Annotated in this window: 9 protein-coding genes; 1 reads left to right on the forward strand and 8 read right to left on the reverse strand. The window is 64.1% G+C overall.

Going from position 1 to position 18,789, the window contains the following annotated elements; genetic code table 11:
* Nucleotides 1–202: 202 nt before the first annotated feature.
* Nucleotides 203–3,061, reverse strand: a complete 2,859-nt coding sequence (locus AC1Q7F_RS29540; RefSeq protein WP_492512152.1) for a tetratricopeptide repeat-containing sensor histidine kinase — start codon at nt 3,059–3,061, stop codon at nt 203–205.
* Nucleotides 3,062–3,199: 138 nt separating this feature from the next.
* Nucleotides 3,200–4,777 (reverse strand): SAM-dependent methyltransferase, encoded by a 1,578-nt coding sequence (locus tag AC1Q7F_RS29545; RefSeq protein ID WP_492512153.1) that lies wholly within the window; start codon nt 4,775–4,777, stop codon nt 3,200–3,202.
* A 203-nt stretch (nt 4,778–4,980) separates the two neighbouring features.
* Here AC1Q7F_RS29545 and mobA point away from each other — a divergent pair, with 203 nt between their 5' ends.
* On the forward strand, nt 4,981–5,625 hold the full coding sequence (mobA, locus tag AC1Q7F_RS29550) for a molybdenum cofactor guanylyltransferase MobA (RefSeq protein ID WP_492512154.1): 645 nt from the start codon (nt 4,981–4,983) through the stop codon (nt 5,623–5,625).
* Here mobA and AC1Q7F_RS29555 read toward each other — a convergent pair.
* From AC1Q7F_RS29555 to AC1Q7F_RS29580, 6 genes are all read right to left on the reverse strand, one after another.
* Nucleotides 5,603–8,044: an ABC transporter permease gene (locus AC1Q7F_RS29555; protein ID WP_492512155.1), complete on the reverse strand. Its 2,442-nt coding sequence runs from the start codon at nt 8,042–8,044 to the stop codon at nt 5,603–5,605. The two genes, mobA and AC1Q7F_RS29555, sit on opposite strands and share 23 nt — an antisense overlap.
* Before the next feature lie 49 nt (nt 8,045–8,093).
* Nucleotides 8,094–8,624, reverse strand: a complete 531-nt coding sequence (locus AC1Q7F_RS29560; RefSeq protein WP_492512156.1) for a hypothetical protein — start codon at nt 8,622–8,624, stop codon at nt 8,094–8,096.
* 28 nt (nt 8,625–8,652) lie between these two features.
* Entirely contained in the window at nt 8,653–11,121 is a 2,469-nt protein-coding gene (locus AC1Q7F_RS29565) for an ABC transporter permease (RefSeq protein WP_492512157.1), read from the reverse strand.
* A 24-nt stretch (nt 11,122–11,145) separates the two neighbouring features.
* On the reverse strand, nt 11,146–13,641 hold the full coding sequence (locus AC1Q7F_RS29570) for an ABC transporter permease (protein ID WP_492512158.1): 2,496 nt from the start codon (nt 13,639–13,641) through the stop codon (nt 11,146–11,148).
* 52 nt (nt 13,642–13,693) lie between these two features.
* Nucleotides 13,694–16,186, reverse strand: coding sequence for an ABC transporter permease (locus AC1Q7F_RS29575; RefSeq protein ID WP_492512159.1), 2,493 nt, complete (start codon nt 16,184–16,186; stop codon nt 13,694–13,696).
* Between the two features lie 92 nt (nt 16,187–16,278).
* Nucleotides 16,279–18,768, reverse strand: a complete 2,490-nt coding sequence (locus tag AC1Q7F_RS29580; protein ID WP_492512160.1) for an ABC transporter permease — start codon at nt 18,766–18,768, stop codon at nt 16,279–16,281.
* Between the last annotated feature and the right edge of the window lie 21 nt (nt 18,769–18,789).

Below are 18,789 nucleotides of genomic sequence, written 5' to 3' on the forward strand. Positions count from 1 at the left end.
TTCGGTCACTACGATGAGCCAGAAATCCTCCCTTACGCAATCAGCCACTTCTGTCCCAAAGGGGCTGACGGCGGACACCGCGCCACCATCAAGGACAGCATCGGCGCCATTGAGGCCGCCACGATCCTGTCCGTCGCCGCCTTCCTGACGGCCACGTTGAATGCCCTGATCTGATCTGGACTGCTCTTCCCGATCCGCCGCCTCAGACGGCGGGGGGAAGGAAACTGGCCGGTGCATGGACCGGCGCCTCGCGCGGGATACGCAATGTGGCCACGGTCCCTTGGCCCGGCACGCTGTCGATACTGATGGAACCGTTCAGACGCTGCGTGACCTGATTGAACGCGACATGCAGCCCCAGCCCCATGCTGCCCGCCGCGCGGCGCGTGGTGAAGAACGGGTCGAAGACCTTGGGCAGGATGTCCGCCGGAATGCCGACCCCCTGATCGACCACCGCGATTTCCACCATATAGGCGTCCAGCGAGCGCCCGCGCAGGATGATCCGCCCCGGCCGTTCCGGCGCATAGGCATGGTCGGCGATGTTGGACACCAGATTGGTGATCACCTGTGCCAGGGCGCCTGGATAGGTGTCCATCTGCACCGGCGCCACATCGATCTCGATCTTGTTGCCATTGCCGGCGACGCGAGCCCGGATCAGCGACATGATCTCCGACAGGTAATCCCCCAGTTCGAACACACGACGCTCGTCGCTGCCATGATCGACCGCCACCCCCTTGAAGGTGCGGATCATGTCGGCGGCCCGCGTCACATTGCGCTGGGCCAAAGCCGCCAGCTCATGGCCATTGTCCAGCGCCTCGGTCAGGGTCGACCGCGTCAGGCTGCCCTTGTCCACCTGGCCGCGCAGCAGGCGGATCGTATCGTTCAGCTGCGATACCGCCGACAGGGTGACGCCCAGCGGCGTGTTCACCTCATGCGCCACGCCGGCCACCAGCTGGCCCAGGGCCGCCATCTTCTCCTGCTGCACCAGCCGCTTCAACGCCTCCCGCGTCTCCCCCATGGCGCGGTCAAGCTGCTGGTAGGCTTCGGCATTGGCCATGGCGATGGCGCCATAGGCGCAGATGGTGCGGAAGATCAGCAGTTCACGTGGACCATAGGCATCCGGCTTGTCGCTCTGCACCGACACCACACCCAGCACCCGGTCACCCAGCGCCAGCGGCCGGAACAGCACGGTGCGCATGTGGCGCGTGCCCGGCACGCTGTTGGGATTGCTGCGTTCCCCCCACGCGACCAGAATCTCGTCATTGTCACGCACACAGCGGGCCGACAGATTGTCGGATGCCAGCGGCACCTGACGCGGCGGCAGGCGGTGACCGTCCTCCATCCGATAACGGATGTCGAGGACCTGATTGGCGTCATCCTTCAGCCCCACGAACAGCGTGCTGGCATGCATCAGGTCATGGATATGGCGCGAGAGCATGGTGAACACGGCCTCACTGTCCAGCCGTGCCGTGATTTCCTGTCCGATAACACCCAGCCGCTCCAGCGTCTGGTTGGCACGATCCAGCTCAGCGGCCCGCGCCGCCTCGGCCTCTGCCAGCTTGCGGTGATGCTCCGCCTCCGCCTTGGCGCGGGCCGTGTCGAAGCGGACCTGCATGGCCAGAATGCGGGCACCGTTCTGCTTGTCGAAATTGCGCTGCCAGCTGTCACGGGCCCGGCGTTCGTAATGCAGCGCCTTGCGGTGGTCGCCCATGCTCTCATAGTCGCGGGACAAGGCGTTGTAGATATCAGGCTGAAGCGTGAATTGGTCCAACGTATCCCCGAGGGCTACTGCCTCTTCCAGCACGACCACAGCACCGGAAGGGTCTCCGGGCTCGCTGGCACGCCGTACATTGGCCAATGCCTGCAGGGCGCGGATCTGATGATAGGGATGATGGATCTGCCGAGCAATGTCCACACCACGCTGGGCGACGGCAGCGGCTTCATCCGCCCGGCCCAGCTTCAACAGACAGGCGGCCATCCCAACCACGCTGGACAGGTTCACATCCTTCTGGTGAGTAGCTTGGGAAATCTCCTCTGCTTTCATGAACCATGGCAGCGCCTGATCTGCCTGACCGATCTCCATCAACAGGTTGGCATAGGCGTTATAGATGATGACATGTTTGCGGCGCTTACCCAGATTGATGACGAAGGGCAACGCTTCGTCGAAGTAGAGCTGAGCGCGGTCATACTGTCTCAAGCTGGTTGTCGTTTCCGCCATGGAGGCAAGCGCACTACCGATGGCCATGGGCCATTCTGTGGGCTTGGCGATCTCGTATGATCGCTCCTTCCATTCCATGGCAGTCGCCAGATCGAACAGATTTGCGTAGGAAGCACCGATGCTATTGGCCAGTCCGGTAGCCAGCCAATAGGCGCCGATCGAAAGGGCCGTATCGAAGCCCGCCGTCAGGCTGGCAATTGCCGCCGGGAAATTGCCCAACTGGAACTGCACGCCGCCAATATACGCCAGCCGAAAAGCCTCGGCCGTCGGATTGCCACCTGTATCGACAGCCTCCATGCGGGCACTCCAACGCCCCTGCGCTGCTCCCACATTCTGATATTGATGGTTATATGCCAGACGGCATTCCGCAATCAGGGCTCTGTCATAATCCCCAGCATTGCCATAGGCAGCCAACGCTGCCTCCAGGTCCGCATTTGCCTTATCGACATCGCCCAGGGAAATATGCAGTTCAGAAAGGGCCTGATGGACATCCCCGATGCCAATAGTATCGCTGCTGGAGGTGAAGCCAGCCAAGGCTTTATCCAACAGCGACCGCGCTTCCACATCACGAGAGAAGAGGATGCCGACCTCCCCCCGGATCAACAGCAGGCGGGAATGCCAATACTGGTTGTCAGCATCGTCGGGCTTTTCAGCCAAAAGCCGTTCAGCCTCATGGACCATAGCAAGTGAATAACGGCTGTCACTCTGGCGGAACAGCCAAGCGGTCCGCACACACCCGGGCAGATCAACGGACTGGCCAGGTGCGGTGGACACACGGTCCATGTCCGGCAGGTCGCTGATCAGGGCGAAATAGTCAGGGTCCCGGTGCGCGATCCGATCCTTCATTCTCGGTCTGCATCGTCCTTGCGATGAGAACATCAGGCGGCTTTTCCAAAATCCGAACCAGACGGGCTTAAGCCCAAAGAGCCACAAGGGAAAGATATCCCTCGTGGCCCTTCAGCAATTTAACTGTTTTTCAACGCATTAGCGAGTGGGTTTGCTGTCCACTTCACTAACATGGTCTTCAGTCGCGTCATGATCCTCGGCGGCATCGGAGACATGGTCCTCCGTCGCGTCGTGATCTTCGGCCGCATCATTCTGCTCAGTCGCGTCATGATCTTCACGGGCGTCGGAGACATGGTCCTCCGTCGCGTCGTGATCCTCTGCAGCATCGTTCTGCTCAGTCGCGTCATGATCCTCCGCAGCGTCATTCTGCTCAGTCGCGTCATGATCTTCACGGGCGTCAGAGACATGGTCCTCCGTCGCGTCGTGATCCTCTGCAGCATCGTTCTGCTCAGTCGCGTCGTGATCCTCCGCAGCGTCATTCTGCTCAGTCGCGTCATGATCCTCCGCAGCGTCATTCTGCTCGGTCGCGTCGTGATCCTCCGCAGCATCGGCCTTGATCACCGGCAAGGCGGCGACGGGGCCATACACGACCTGCAGGGACACGCCGTGCAGGGCAGCGGCGCTGCGGTTGGAGAGCGCGTTCTTCTCTTCCTGCGTCAGGCCGCCGAACAGGCTGACATAGGCCGCCGGATCTGCGCGGAAGGCCTCGGTGGCATGCGGGCTGGACGCCAGCTGCGACAAGATGCGGTACAGCGCCTTGTTGGTGCGACGCTCACGACCCGTCGGCGGATCACGGTCAATGCGGGCCACGGCGTCCATCTCGAACGGGCCATAATCGGACTGCCCGGACGGCAGCCGATCACCGGCCGGCTTCACCTGACCACCCGGCGGGTGCATGCCCAGGCGCTCCGCCATGTCGGGATCGACGGGAAGGACATCCTTGGGCGGCAGGTACAGGCTGCTGGCCGAATGGATCGTGGCGCGGATGGCCGGATCACGATAGGCCTTCAGCGGACGGCGGATGACCTGGCTTTCCAGGCCCGGGAAGGTGGCGCCCAGGTAATAATAGCAGGGATGGTTCTCGCCATAGATTTCGATCAGGCGGCCGAACAGCACGTCACGCTTGTTGTTGACGAAGCCCTTGGACGAATAGGCCACATCACCGACCGAACCGATCTGCAACAGCACCACATGGCTGGACGTGACCACCGGACGATTGCGCAGCAGCATGTCGCTGGCTTCCAGGATCTGGCAGCCATGGACGGAGGGATCGACACGCAGGTCGGCGAACAGATAATCGGTGGAAGAGATGCCGGGCAGCATTTCCGTCCGGTGACCTTCCTTGCGGGCGATCGACAGCGCGCGGCGGACCGGCGACACGAAGAAGCCGGGATGGCCGTAGAAGACGGTCGTGACGCGCTTCCCCTCGCGCACCGCACGCAGCATCAGTTCAGCCATCTGAACATAAGTGACCTGGCGGCGCTTGCCCTCCCCATATTGCAGCGACAGGTTGACGGCATTGGGATTCAGGTCACGAATGAAAGAGGCAGTCACACCATCGGGAACGGAATAGAAAACCGCGTCAGCATCGCGGATATGACCAATGGCTTCCTGCGTGAAATGCGAGATCGAACGAATACCGGTGCCGACCACGGTCAGGCTGCCGTGGGTCTGGCCGGCGACAAGCGGCTTGGACACATCGATGGAATTAGGCATCGTCCTTGTTCCCCCTTGGGTGCGAAGATCAAGCTGGATTGATTTCCAAACGGGCTACGCCGAAGGTGCCATGACCCTAACGCATTCGAGGCATGAATGCATTCCGTAAAATTAGAGGGACTTGAATCGTCATACATCTCAGGTTTGTTACAGGTCATGGTTCTCCGGGCCGTGAATATTTGTGTCGTAAAGGAAAGCCCGCAATGAAGGGTGGCAACGGACAGATGCCGGTCGTCGTGCTGCTGGCCGGTGGATGGGCCAGCCGCATGGGCGGCAGCGACAAGGGATTGCGGGACATCGGGGGCGTGCCGGTGCTGCGCCGCGTGGTCGAAAGGGCGCGCGGCTGGACGGACCGGATGGTGCTGTCTGCCAATGACGATCCGGCCCGGTTCGCGGGGCTGGATTGGCTGGCCGGCGTGCCCGTGCTGGCCGATAGCGTGCCGGGGCGGCCGGGGCCGCTGGCCGGAATCCTGGCTGCCATGGACTGGGTCGCGGACCGGGTGCCGGATCGATCGCATGTCCTGTCCCTGCCATGCGACACGCCGTTCCTGCCGGCCGATCTGGGACCGGCGCTGGCGGCGGCGGGGGGCCAGGGTATCATGATGGCTGTAGGGCCGGACGGCATCCGGCAGCCGATTGTGGCACGCTGGCCCGTCAGCCTGCGCCATGACCTGCGCCGGGCGCTGGTGGATGAAGGGCTGCATAAGGTCGGGGCCTTTGCCGCCCGGCACGGGCTGGTCGAGGTGACCTTCCCCCTGGCGCCAGGCGGCATCGATCCGTTCTTCAACATCAACAGCCCGGCCGATCTGGCCACGGCTGAGGCGCTTATTCGTACCGCAACGCCTTGACCGGCTTTTCCACCGCGACACGGGCGGCATGGCCGGCCACGGTGATCCAGGCGATCATCAGGGCGCCTGCCCCCGCCGCCAGGAAGACCAGCGGGTTCAACTCCACCCGGTAGGCGAAGCCCTCCAGCCAACGCGACAGCCCGTACCAGGCGGCCGGCCAGGCGATCAGGTTGGCCACCAGCACGGGGCGGGAGAATTGCCAGACCAGCAGCCGGATCAGATCCGGCACGGAAGCGCCCAGCACCTTGCGGATACCGATCTCCTTGGTCCGGCGCTCCGCCGTGAAGCTGGCCAGACCGAACAGGCCCAGACAGGCGATGATCACGGCCAGCCCCGCGAAGGCGGCGAACAGCTTGCCCTGGCGAATATCATCGGCATAGAGCCGCTCCACCCCGTCATCCAGGAAATGCCGGCGCAGCGGCACATCGGGCACCATCTCCCGCCACAAGGCGTCGATACGGTTCAACGTCGCCGAGACATCGCCCGGCCGGATGCGGACCATCAGCACACGGCTCTCCGACGGTTCCGCCTGATAGATGGTGGCCACCGTGCTGGTGCGGGCCGACTTATACTGCAGGTCGGCGACGACGCCGATGACCTGCAGGGTCACGTCGCCCTCATCCTGGGGATAGTTGATGGTGCGGCCGATGGCATCGGCCGGGCTGCCCCAGCCGAATTGCCGGGCCGCGGTGGCGGAGATGATGGCGGCCGCGGTACGCCCCTCCATCCTTGTTCCCTCCGGCACCGGCTTGACCTCGTCCGTGCCGCGCGCCTTGTCGAAGCTGCGGCCTGCCACCATGCGGGCGCCCAACACCTCGAAATACCCATAGTCGACGGGTTCGGTGCGGACGGTCATCGTCTCGTTCCGCCCGTCGCTGATGATGCCATAGGTGGAGGTGCGTTCCGACGGGTCGGACGGCGCCCAGGGCGCGCCGGCCACCGATGCCACCGTCGGATCGGCCAACAGCCTTTGCTTCAACGTCTCCAGCTTCGCCCGCGCGGCGGCATATTCGAACCCGCGCAGCAGCACGACATTATCCTTGTCGAAGCCCAGTTCCTGGCTGCTGGCGTAACGGGTCTGCTCCAGCACGACCAGCGTGCCCACCGACAGGCCGATGGCCACCGCAAACTGCGCCACCACCAAGGCGGCCCGCAGACGCCCGCCGCCACCAGCAGCCGACTTGTTGGACCGCAGCACTTGCGCCGGCCGGAAACCCGACAGGACGAAAGCCGGGTAAAGCCCACCCAGCAGGCCCAGCAGCACCGACAGGCCCAGCGTCACCCCACCCAGCAGACCCATCCCACGGAAGGCCGGGTCCATCTTGATCCCCAAGGCCGACTGGAACGGGTCCAGCCCCAGTTCCACCACCGCCATGGCCAGCAGCCCGGCCAGCAGGGTCAACAGCAGGCTTTCCCCCAGGAACTGCACGATGATCAGGCGGCGGGGTGCGCCCAGCGTCTTGCGCAGGGCCACTTCCCGCGCCCGCATGGTGGCGCGCGCCGTGGCCAGATTGACGAAATTGATGGCGGCGATGGCCATGATCAGGACGGCCAGCGCGATCAGGCCGGAAATCACCGCCATGCTGGTACCGGCCCCACCGGGCAGCGGATGGGTGCGGATATCCAGCAGCGGCTGCAGGCTGAGTTCGGCGCGGTAGCCGCCATCGGAATCCGGCGTCGTACTGGGCCGGACACGGGCCATGAAATCCTTCAGATTGGCTTTCAGACGGTCCATATCGGTACCGGGGACCAGCTGGATATAGATATGCAGCCAGTTGCTGCCCCAGTTGTCCCGCTGGCGTTCCAGAAAGGGCAGCGGGGTGGACATGGAAAGCAGGGCCTCCACCTCATCCGTCACGTTGGATGGCGGGTCCTGGATGACGCCCGTGACCGTCAAAGCCCGACCATCGATCAGGGTCACAGTGCGGCCCAGCGCTTCCTGTTCCCCGAAGATCTTGGTGGCCAGCGCCTTGGTCAGGACGGTGCTGTTGGGCTGCGACAGGGCCGTGCGCGGATCGCCCGACAGGAAGGGCCAGTTGAACAACCGCAGATAATCGACATCCACGGCATGGAAACCGACATAGAGGCTTTCATCCCCCCGGCGCACAATTTCCCGCACGCGGCCGAAGCGCACGATGGTGTCGATCTCCGCGAATTCCTGCTTCAGCGCCGCCGCCGCAGGCATGGGCATGGCGGCGTGGGTATCGGGCGAGCGGCCGGGCATATGCTCCGTCCGCACAACGCGCAGGGTCCGGTCCGCATCGGTGAACATGCTGTTATAAGACAGCTCATGCCGCACGAAGACCGTGATCAGCAGCGCGGCCGCCAGCCCGGCGGCCAGTCCCAGGACGTTGATGGTCGTATAGAGCTTGTGGCGCAGCAGATTGCGCAGCGCCACCATGAACCAGTTTCTCAGCATATCCCCAGTTCCCCCTGTCTATTCATAGCGCAGCGCGCGCACCGGCTTTTCAGCCGCGACCCGCGCCGCATGGGCGGCCACCGTGGCCCAGGCAATGATCAACCTGCGGATACAACAGGATGCAACCGATGGCGTCCTGCGGGCTGCTCCAGCCCAGTTGCCGTACCGCCGACAGCGACAGCAGGGCCGCCGCCGTGCGCCCCTCCATGCGCTGCCCCTGCGGCACTTCGGCGGCCGCGTCGGCCCCATATTTCTCATCAAAGGTGCGGCCGGCCAGCAGGCGGGCCACGCGCACGGCCTGCACCACCTCCGGGAAGCTTTGTTTCAGGGCCGGGGCCAGGGGGATGGCCTGCGACGCGGTCGGTTCCGGCGCCCGGCCATTGATCATCAGGATGCGGTTGAGGCGCCAGGTGCTGTCGACATTGGCGAACCGGTCATTGAACGACAGCTCATGCCGCACGAACACGGCAATCAGCAACGCCGCCGCCAGCCCCGCCGTCAGGCCCAGCACATTGATCGCCGTATAGAGCCTGTGTCGCAGGAGGTTGCGCACCGCCACCATCAGCCAGTTCCGCAGCATGGCCCCTCTCCCCGTTGGACGGTTCAGTCTATTCGTGCCGCAGCGCCTTGATGGGCGGGGCCATGGCGGTGGCGGCGGCGTGGCCGGCCACCGTGACCCAGGCGATGATCAGGGCTGTCAGGCCGGCGGCCACGAAATAGGCCGGCGACAGTTCCACCCTTTGTTCGAAGCCGTCCAGCCAGCCGCGCAGCAGCCACCAGGCGATGGGCCAGGCGACGAGGTTCGCGATCATCACGGGGCGGGAGAATTGCCAGACCAGCAGGGCCACGATCTGCATCACGGTGGCGCCAAACACCTTGCGCAGGCCGATCTCCTTGGTCCGCCGCCGGGCCGCAAAGCCCGACAGGCCGTAGAGACCCAGGCAGGCCACCAGGATAGCAAGGCCGGAGAAGGCGGCGAAGACGGTCGCCTGCACCCGTTCCTCATTATACTGAGCGGCGATCATGTCCTCCATAAACGCGGCGTTGAAGGGCCGGTCATTGATCATACGGGCCCAGAGCGACTGCACCTGTGACAGCAGCGCCGACGGGTCACGCCCGTCAAAGCGGATGGACAGGGTGTCGTAAAGGCGTTCGAACTGGAACATCACCGTCGGCTGAAGCCCGTATTTCAGGGACCGGAAGCGGACATCCGGGATGACGCCGACAATCGTCAGGTCGATGGGCGTGGTGCCGAAGGCATTGGTCTTCAAGGTACGGCCAACCGCCTCGGCCGGATTGCCGACACCCAGCAGACGGGCCGCCGCCTCGTTGATGAGGGCGGATGCGCGGACGGTTTCGCCTTCCGTTGGCGGACGGATCATGTCGGTGCCGAAGGAGGGGTTGAACAGGCGGCCGGCCATTGGGGCAATCTTGTACAGCTCCAGGAAGCCGTCCCCCAGGCTCTGATAGTTAATGACCTGACCCTTCTCGCCGGAGCCTTCCAGCGTGAAGATCATGTTATTCTCGTTATTGTCGGTCGGCACATCGGACGACAGGGCGACGTCCGTCACGCCGGGCAAACGGTGCACCTGCTCCATCACCGCCTCTCGCGTGGACTGGAACCCTGCCCCGCCCAGGTTGCGCAAGGCCAGCACATGCTGCCGGTCAAAGCCCAGGTCGGCATTGGTGGCGAACAGGGTCTGGCGATAGACGACCAAGGTGATGATCGACAGGCCGATGGCCACCGCGAACTGCATGACCACCAGCAGCTGACGCAGACGTGCGCCGCCGCCATCGGCCGCATCCTCACCTTTCAGGATGCGGGCCGGCTGGAACCCCGACAGGTACAGTGCAGGATAGGCGCCACCCAGCAGGGTGACCAGCAGCGACAGGCCGGCCAGCGCCGCCAGGAACAGCGGGTCCAGCAGCGGGATCGACAGGTCCTTGCCCGTCACGCCATTGAAGGCCGGCAACGCCAACTCCATCAGGCCCAGCGCCACCAGAATGGACAGGGCCACCATCACCGACCCCTCGGTCAGGAACTGTGCCACCAGCGAGCGGCGCCGCGCCCCCAGCACCTTGCGGACCGCCACCTCCCGTCCGCGCAGGGAGGAGCGGGCGACGGCCATGTTGGTGAAATTCACACAACCCAGCGCCAGGATCAGCACGGCCACCAGCGACAGGGCCGCCACCAACGCGGCATCGCCTGCCGGCTTCATATCGCCGATATCGCCGGCCTGTTGCTTGGCATGCAGGCGGATGTCGCGGATGGGCATGAAGAATTGCCGCGAACTGTCGGACGCCCGCGCGCTGTTGCTCCTGGTGGGGATCATCCGGTCGATGAAGGCTGGATTGTCGGCGGCCAGACGGACGATATCGTCGGCACGGCGCAGCTTCAGATAGGTGAAGACATTGACGGACGTCCAGGTTTCCAGAATGTTGGGCAACCCGGCCAGACGCTGCGGCACGATGGGCGCCAGCATCTCGATCTTCAGATGCGTGGTACGCGGCAGATCGGCGATGACCGCCGTGACGCGGTGATCATAACGATCGGGTCCGATGCAGCAAAGCGTGAGGGTCCGGCCAATGGGATCGGCATCACCGAAATATTTGCGCGCCGTACTTTGCGTCAGAACCAGGGAGGACGGATCGGCCAGCGCCGTCGCCGCGTCACCTTCCAGAAAGGTCAGGCCGAAAATGGCGAGTGCGGAGGGATCGGCGTAGGTGACGGTCTGCGGGATGGCACTGCCGTCCCGCAGGATGGAGGTGTCATAGGGGATCAGCCGGGCCGCACTTTCGACCTGTTCTGCATAGGCGGCGGTGAAGGCCTCCATCATCCGGCCGGCGGAACGGACCGTGTGGAAGGGGGCGCGACCCGGTATCTCATAACTGGTATGGACGCGCACGATGCGGTCGGCATCGGGCACCCAGACGTCGTAGGACAGTTCGTCCCGGACATGCAGCATGATCAGGAGGCAACTGGCCAGACCCACGGCCAAGCCCACAACATTGATGGTTGTGTACAGCTTGTGCCGCAGCAGGTTGCGAATGGCCACCAGGACCCAGTTTTTCAACATGATATCCCCCTTTCCCCTTTATGGTTACTCATACCGCAATGCTTTGACCGGCTTGGCCTGGGCCACGCGGGCGGCATGCAGGCCGACCGTCACCCAGGCGATGGCCAGCGCCGCCGAGCCTGCGCCTAAGAACAGCAGCGGGTTCAGGTCGATCCGATAGGTGAAGTCCGACAGCCAGCGGTCCATGCAGAACCAGGCCACGGGCCAGGCGATCAGGTTCGCCACCAGCACCGGCTTGGAAAACTGCCAGACCAGCAGGCGGACAATGTCCATGACGCTGGCGCCCAGCACCTTGCGCAGCCCGATCTCCTTGGTCCGGCGTTCGGCCGTGAAGCTGGCCAGGCCATAGAGGCCCAGGCAGGAGATGAAGATCGCCAGGCCTGAAAAGGTGGCAAACATCTGCGAAATCTTCTTTTCGCGCTGATACTGGTTGGCGATATTGACGTCGAAGAAGCTGCGCTGGATGGGCCGGTCGGGAACCAGTTCGGGCCAGATGCGATCGATCCTGTCCACCACCGCCTGCAATTGCCCGGCCTTGGCGCGCACGGCAACGACACGATGATTGGTCTCGTCGTTGAGGTACATGGCGGGGCGGATCAACTCATGGACCGAGTTATAGTGGAAATCCTCCACAACGCCGATGATGGTGCCATTAAGACCGGGGAACGAACCGCGCGTTATGACCACCTTCTGACCGATGGCTGCTTCGGGACTGTCAAAGGCCAGGGCCTTCACGCCGCTGCGGTTCAGGATGACACCAGCGGAAAGTGCTGTGTCCTTCGCGACGCCATCAGGCGGCGTCTGACCGGCCTTTATCCCGTCCGGACGCGGGATCGCATCAGTGCCACGGGCGCGGTCGAATGTGCGTCCGGTCACCATCCTCATGCCCAGCGCCTCCAGGAAGTCGTAGCCGACATCATCCTGTCGCATCGCCATTTCTTCAGGCGCGCCATCACCAGTGCGGCGGATCATGGCATAGCTTTCTCCTTCGTCGCCGGGGGTAAAACTGGCAGCGCCGACCCCAGCCACCATGGGATCGGCGCGCAGTATCTCCATGAACGTGTCGCGTTTCTCGCTGACCCCCTCATCGGTGAAGTTATCGACGACGACGACATTTTCGGTCTGGTAGCCCAGGTCCTTTTCCTGAGCATAGATGAACTGCCAATAGACGACGGTCGTCGCCACCATCAAGGCGATCGAGATGGCAAACTGGGCAACCACCAGCAGGGCGCGCAGCCGGCCCGAACCGGTCGGGCCCGTGCTGACGCCTTTCATCGCTTGTGCCGGAGCAAAAGAGGAAAGCAAAAAGGCCGGATAGGCACCGCCCCCGATTCCGACCAATGCCACCATCAGCACTGGCATCACGGCCAGCCAGGGGTCAACGCCGAAATTCAGCGTCAGATCTTTGCCCAGGAGGGCATTGAAGAAGGGCAGTGCCAGCTCAACCAGCGTCAGAGCCATGAACAATGACAGCACGACCATGAGCATGCTTTCGCCCAAAAACTGGCTGGCCAGTTGCGCACGACTGGCACCCATCACCTTGCGCATGCCGACCTCGCGTGCCCGCTGGGTGGCGCGTGCCGTCGCCAGGTTCATGAAATTGATGCTTGCGATCGCCAGGATCAGAAGGGCCACGATCGTGAATGTAGCAAGCTCATTGTGCGTAATGCCCGGCGTGACGTCCGCGATCAGAGGTTCGAGATGGACATCGGTCAGGTGTCTCAGCGACGGCCAGGCCACCTGTGCGACGTCTATCAGGCCTTGCGACGTCTGCAACGGGGTGAAGGTGCGCTCCACCCAGGGGCGCATGCCGGCCAGCAGGGGGTCGACCTCGGCGCCGGGTCGCAGTCGGATATAGGTATGACCATTTGCCGATCCCCAATGATTCTCCAGCTCACGCATCCATGCAGCGACAGGCGAATCCTGTGGCAGCAGGACATCAAAGGTCAGGTGCGTGTTAGGCGGCAGCTTGGCCACCACAGCGGTCACCCGCACCTCGTGTTTGCCGTCCACGGTCAGCAGGCGGCCCACAGCCGGCTCATCGCCGAACAACTTGCGCGCCACAGCTTCCGTCAGGACGATTGAGGACGGATCGGCCAGGGCGGTGGCGGCATCCCCCGCGAGCAGGGGAAAGGGGAATATATCCAGGAATGTGGGATCGACAGTTGTAGTCCACTCATAGAACTGCCGGTCACCAGCGCGCAGAATATTGCGCCCGCGCGTAAAGCGGGTGAAATCTTGCACCGCATCCGGATGCGCATCCCTGAAGGCGGGACCGAAGCTGTGCGGCGCCAGGGAGGCGGCTTCCGAGGGGCGACCGGGAAGCCGCCACTCAACTGTCACCTGATAAATGCGGTCGGCATCCCTGAAAAAGCCATCGTAGCTCAGTTCGTTGCGCATAAATAAAAGGATGAGGAGACAGGCCGCCATACCCACGGCCAGCCCGGTAAGGTTAAGAACCGTATGCAGGCGATGACGCAGAAGGTTGCGAACCGCCACTAAGAAAAAAAACCGAAGCATATGCGCCGCTCCCCCATTTCGACACGCACCACTTTCACCAACTGCACCCTGCTCACTCATACCGCAGGGCGTTGATCGGGCGGGCCTGGGCCACGCGGGCCGCGTGCAGGCCCACCGTCGCCCAGGCAATGGCCAGCGCCGCCGAGCCTGCGCCTAAGAACAGCAGCGGGTTCAGGTCGATCCGATAGGTGAAATCCGACAGCCAGCGGTCCATGAAGTACCAGGCGGCGGGCCAGGCGATCAGGTTCGCCACCAGCACCGGCTTGGAAAACTGCCAGACCAGCAGGCGGACAATGTCGCTCACGCTGGCCCCCAGCACCTTGCGCAAGCCGATCTCCTTGGTCCGGCGTTCGGCCGTGAAGCTGGCCAGGCCATAGAGGCCCAGGCAGGAGATGAAGATGGCCAGGCCCGCGAAGGTGGCGAACATCTGCGAGGTCTTCTGTTCGCGCTGATACTGGTTGGCGATATTGACGTCGAAGAAGCTGCGCTGGATGGGCCGGTCGGGGACCAGTTCGCTCCAGATGCGGTCGACCTTGGCCACTACCGCCGGCAGCTGCCCGACCTTGGCGCGCACGGCCATGGCGTGGTGGTTGCCCTCGTCATGGATATACATGACGGGGCGGATCGGCTCATGGATGGAGTGATAGTGGAAATCCTCCACGACGCCGACAATGGTACCGTCCAGGGTGATGGTCGGCCCGTCAGTGATCTTCACCTTCTGGCCCAGCGCCGCCTCCGGGCTCTCGAAGGCCAGGGCATGCACGGCGCTACGGTTCAGGATGATGCCGGCGGTCAGCACCACCTCACTCGTGCCGTCGGGCGGCGGCTTGTTCTGCTTCTGCCAGTCGGGGCGCTGGATGGCGTCGGTGCCGCGGGTACGATCGAAGGTGCGGCCCGCCACCATGCGCATCCCCAGCGCTTCGAAGAAGCCATAGCCGACGCTGTCCTGGCGCATCACCAGGTCTTCCGGCGCCCCGCCGGAGGCGCGGCGGATCAGGGTGTTGTTCTCGCCCCCATCGCCGGGAATGGTGCTGGCCACGCCCACGCCGGCGACGTTGGGGTCCTGGCGCAGCATGTCCATGAAGGTCTCGCGCTTCTCGCGCACGCCCTCATCGGTGAAATGGCCGATCACGACGACATTCTCCGTGTCATAGCCCAGGTCCTTGTTCTGGGCATAGACGAACTGGCCATAGACGACGGCAGTGGCCACCATCAGAGCGATGGAGATGGCGAACTGCACCACCACCAGCACGCTGCGCAGCCGGCCCGACCCGCCACCCACCCCGGCACTGGCGCTCTTCATCGCCTGGGCGGGATGGAAGGAGGACAGAAGGAAGGCCGGATAGGCCCCGCCGCCCAAACCCACCAGCAGCACCAGCCCGGCCAGCATGGGCGCCAGCCAGGGATCGGCCGCGAAATCCAGCGACAGATCCTTGCCCAGAAAGGCGTTGAAGCCCGGCAGCGCCAGTTCCACCAGAGCCAGGGCCAGCAACAGCGCCAGGAAGGTCAGCAGCAGGCTCTCGCCCAGGAACTGCGCCACCAGCTGCGCGCGGCTGGCGCCCACCACCTTGCGCACGGCCACTTCCCGCGCTCGCTGGGTCGCGCGCGCCGTGGCCAGGTTCATGAAATTGATGCTGGCGATGATCAGGATCAGCAGGGCCACGGCGGTGAAGGTGGCCAGTTCGGTGCGGCTGACGCCCGGCGTAACATCGGCGGCCATCGGTTCCAGATGCACGCCCAGCAGCGGGCGCAGCGACGGGTACGCCACCTCCGCCAGATCGACGGGGCCATTGGGCGTCTGCAATGGCGTGAAGGTGCGCTTCACCCAGTCGCGCATGCCGGCCAGCAGCGGCTCCACCTTCGCGCCTTGCCTGAGGCGGATATAGGTCTGGCCGTTGGACGAGCCCCACCGGTTCTCGAAATCCTTCATCCAGGCGGCGGATGGGGAGCTTTGCGGCAGCAGCACGTCGAAGGTGAGATGGGTGTTGCGCGGCAGCTTGGCCACCACCGCCGTCACCCGCAATTCATACTTGCGGTCCAGCGTCAGGGTGCGGCCCAGCGCCGGCTCGTCCCCAAAGAATTTCCGCGCCACCTCTTCCGTCAGGATGATGGAGGACGGGTCGGTCAGGGCCGTGGCCGCATCGCCCACCAGCAGCGGAAAATTGAACATGTCCAGGAAATTGGCATCGACGATGGTCGTCCATTCATAGAATTGGCGGTCGCCATGGGTCAGGACGGACCGGCCGCGGGTGAAGCGGGTATAATCCTGCACCTCAGGATAGGCGTTCTTGAAGGCGGGCCCGAACCCGTGCTGGGCGATGGCGGCGCGTTCCGGCATGCGGCCGGGCAGGCGCCATTCCATGGTCACCTGATAGAGACGGTCCGCATCCTTGAACATCCGGTCGTAACCGGTCTCATGGCGTACGAACAGCAGGATCAGCAGACAGGCGGCAAGGCCCACGGCCAGACCGGAGAGGTTCAGTATGGCGTGCAGACGGTGGCGCAGCAGATTGCGCAAGGCCACCATGATCCAGTTGCGAAGCATGTTTCCCCCCTACCCTCTTGCGGCCCCGTCCTTCAGTGAAGGAAGCCGCCCTCGGCCCGGTCCCCACCGAGCCGAGGGCAGCCTTGACGCTTTTACTCGTACCGCAGTGCCGACACCGGCTTGGCCTGGGCCACGCGGGCGGCGTGCAGGCCGACCGTCAGCCAGGCGATGGCCAGCGCCAGGGCACCCGCCGCCACGAACAGCAGCGGGTTCAGGTCGATGCGGAACGTGAAGCCGCTCAACCACTCGTTCATGAAGTACCAGGCCACCGGCCAGGCGATCAGGTTGGCCACCAGCACGGGCTTGCTGAACTGCCAGACCAGCAGGCGGACAATGTCCATGACGCTGGCGCCCAGCACCTTGCGCAGCCCGATCTCCTTGGTCCGGCGTTCGGCCGTGAAGCTGGCCAGGCCGAACAGGCCCAGGCAGGCGATCAGGATGGCCAGGCCGGAGAAGGTGGCGAACATCTGCGAGGTCTTGGCTTCGCGCACATAGAGGTTCTGGATACGGTCATCCAGGAACTCCCGCTGCACGGGCCGCGACGGGTACATGTCGCGCCAGGTGCGGTCGATGGCGGCCAGGGTCCCTTCCAGATCACGGCCCGAGACGCGGATGATCACATCGGAATAGGTGCCGTTATCGACGGTGAACATGGCCGGCGCGATCGGGTCATGGACGGAGCGGAAGTGAAAATCCGCGACGACGCCGATGATGGTCAGCTTCAGCGTACCGCCGCCACCCGCGCCGGACTCGAACTGCTTGCCCAGCGCGTCCTCGTTGCCGGTATAGCCCAGGCGCTTGACCGCCGCCTCGTTCAGGATCACCGAACCGGCATAGGATTGCGCGGCGGCATCGGCGGGTGCGGGCTCGCCCGGCGGGCGGGGCGGCGGCAGGATGACCTGATCGGACGGACGGTTGCGGTCGAAATCGCGCCCGGCCACGATCCGCAGACCCATGGTCTTCACGAAATCCCAGTCCACCGTGCCCTGGCGCAGCACCAGAAGCTGGTTCGGGTCGGCGCCCGGCACGCGGACATTGGTGTTGTTCTCGCTGCCGCTGCTGGGGGTGGCGTCGCTGCCGGCCACGCTGACCACTCCGTCCAGCTTGGCCAGCGAATTGGACAGGGTCTGCTGGCGCTCCCGCTCGACATTGCGGGGGAAGCCGTTCAGGACGATGGTGTTCTCCTTGTCAAAGCCCAGATTCTTGTTCTGGGCATAGAGAAGCTGGCCATAGACCACGGCCGTGGCCACCATCAGGGAGATGGAGATAGCGAACTGCACCACCACCAGCGCCATGCGCAACCGGCCGGAACCGCCGCCCACGCCGCTGGATGCCCCCTTCAGGACGCGGGCCGGATTGAAGCCCGACAGGAAGAAGGCTGGATAGGCGCCGCCGGCAACGCCGACCACCAGCGCCAGACCCAGCAGTGCCGGGGCCAGCAGCGGGTCGGTAAACAGGTTGAAGGTCAGCTGCTTGTCCAGGAAGGCGGAATAGGCTGGCAGGGACAGTTCGACCAGGGCCACGGACAGGATCAGGCCGATCAGGGTCAGCAGCAGGGATTCACCAATGAACTGCATGATAATCTGGCCGCGGCTGGCGCCCACCACCTTGCGCACGCTGACTTCGCGGGCCCGCTGGGTGGCGCGCGCCGTGGCCAGGTTCATGAAATTGATCGACGCGATGGCCAGGACCAGGGCCGCCACGGCGGCGAAGGTCAGGATCTCCGCATAGGAGGTGCTGGGCCGCATCGAGGTCTGGACCGGATCGGTATGGATGTCCTTCACGTTGCGGATGCGCGGCGTGAAGATCTCACCCAGATTGACGCTGCCGGTCGGGCCGTTCAGCGTCGGTGCCGCCGTCTTGATCCAGGCCGCCAGGCGCACATTGATGTCGGCGGCGTTGGAACCCGGCTTCAGCATCACATAGGTTTCGCAGCAGATGGCGCCCCAGTTGGTCTCCAGGCCGCGCAGCGCCGTGCCCATCGATGCATAGGGGACGATGATATCCAGGTCGAAATGCGTGTCGGACGGCATGTCCGGGATGACACCCGTCACCTTGGCCGGCTCCGCCCCTTCCAGTTCCAGCACTTGGCCCAGCGGGTCGGCGTCCTTGAAGAACTTCTTCGCCATGCGCTCGGTCAGGACGATGCTGTTGGGATCGTCCAGCGCCGTCATGCGGTCGCCGCGCAGGAACTTGAAATCGAACATGCGGAAGAAGTCGGGATCAACGATGCGCGTCGTCTCCGTGAAGGTCTGGTCGCCGCGCTTGACGATGGCCGAACCCTGCACCACGCGGGCCGTCTTCTCGATCTCCGGGAAGCCTTCCTTCATGGCCGCGGCCAGCGGCAGCATCGTGGAGGCCACATGGTCCGCCTGGCGGCCCGGCAGCTGCGCCCGTATCGCGACCTGATACAGCCGGTCATGCTCGGCAAAGAAACGGTCGTGCGTCGTCTCGTTGCGCACGAACAGCAGGATCAGCACGCAGGTGGCCAGGCCGACCGCCAGACCCGAAATGTTGATCGCCGAATAAAGCTTGTGCTTCAACAGGTTGCGGAACGCAACCATCAGATAGTTCTTGAACATGGCGGAAAGCGCCCCCCGGCG

This window comes from Niveispirillum sp. GW835-FHT14G11 (assembly GCF_058793615.1).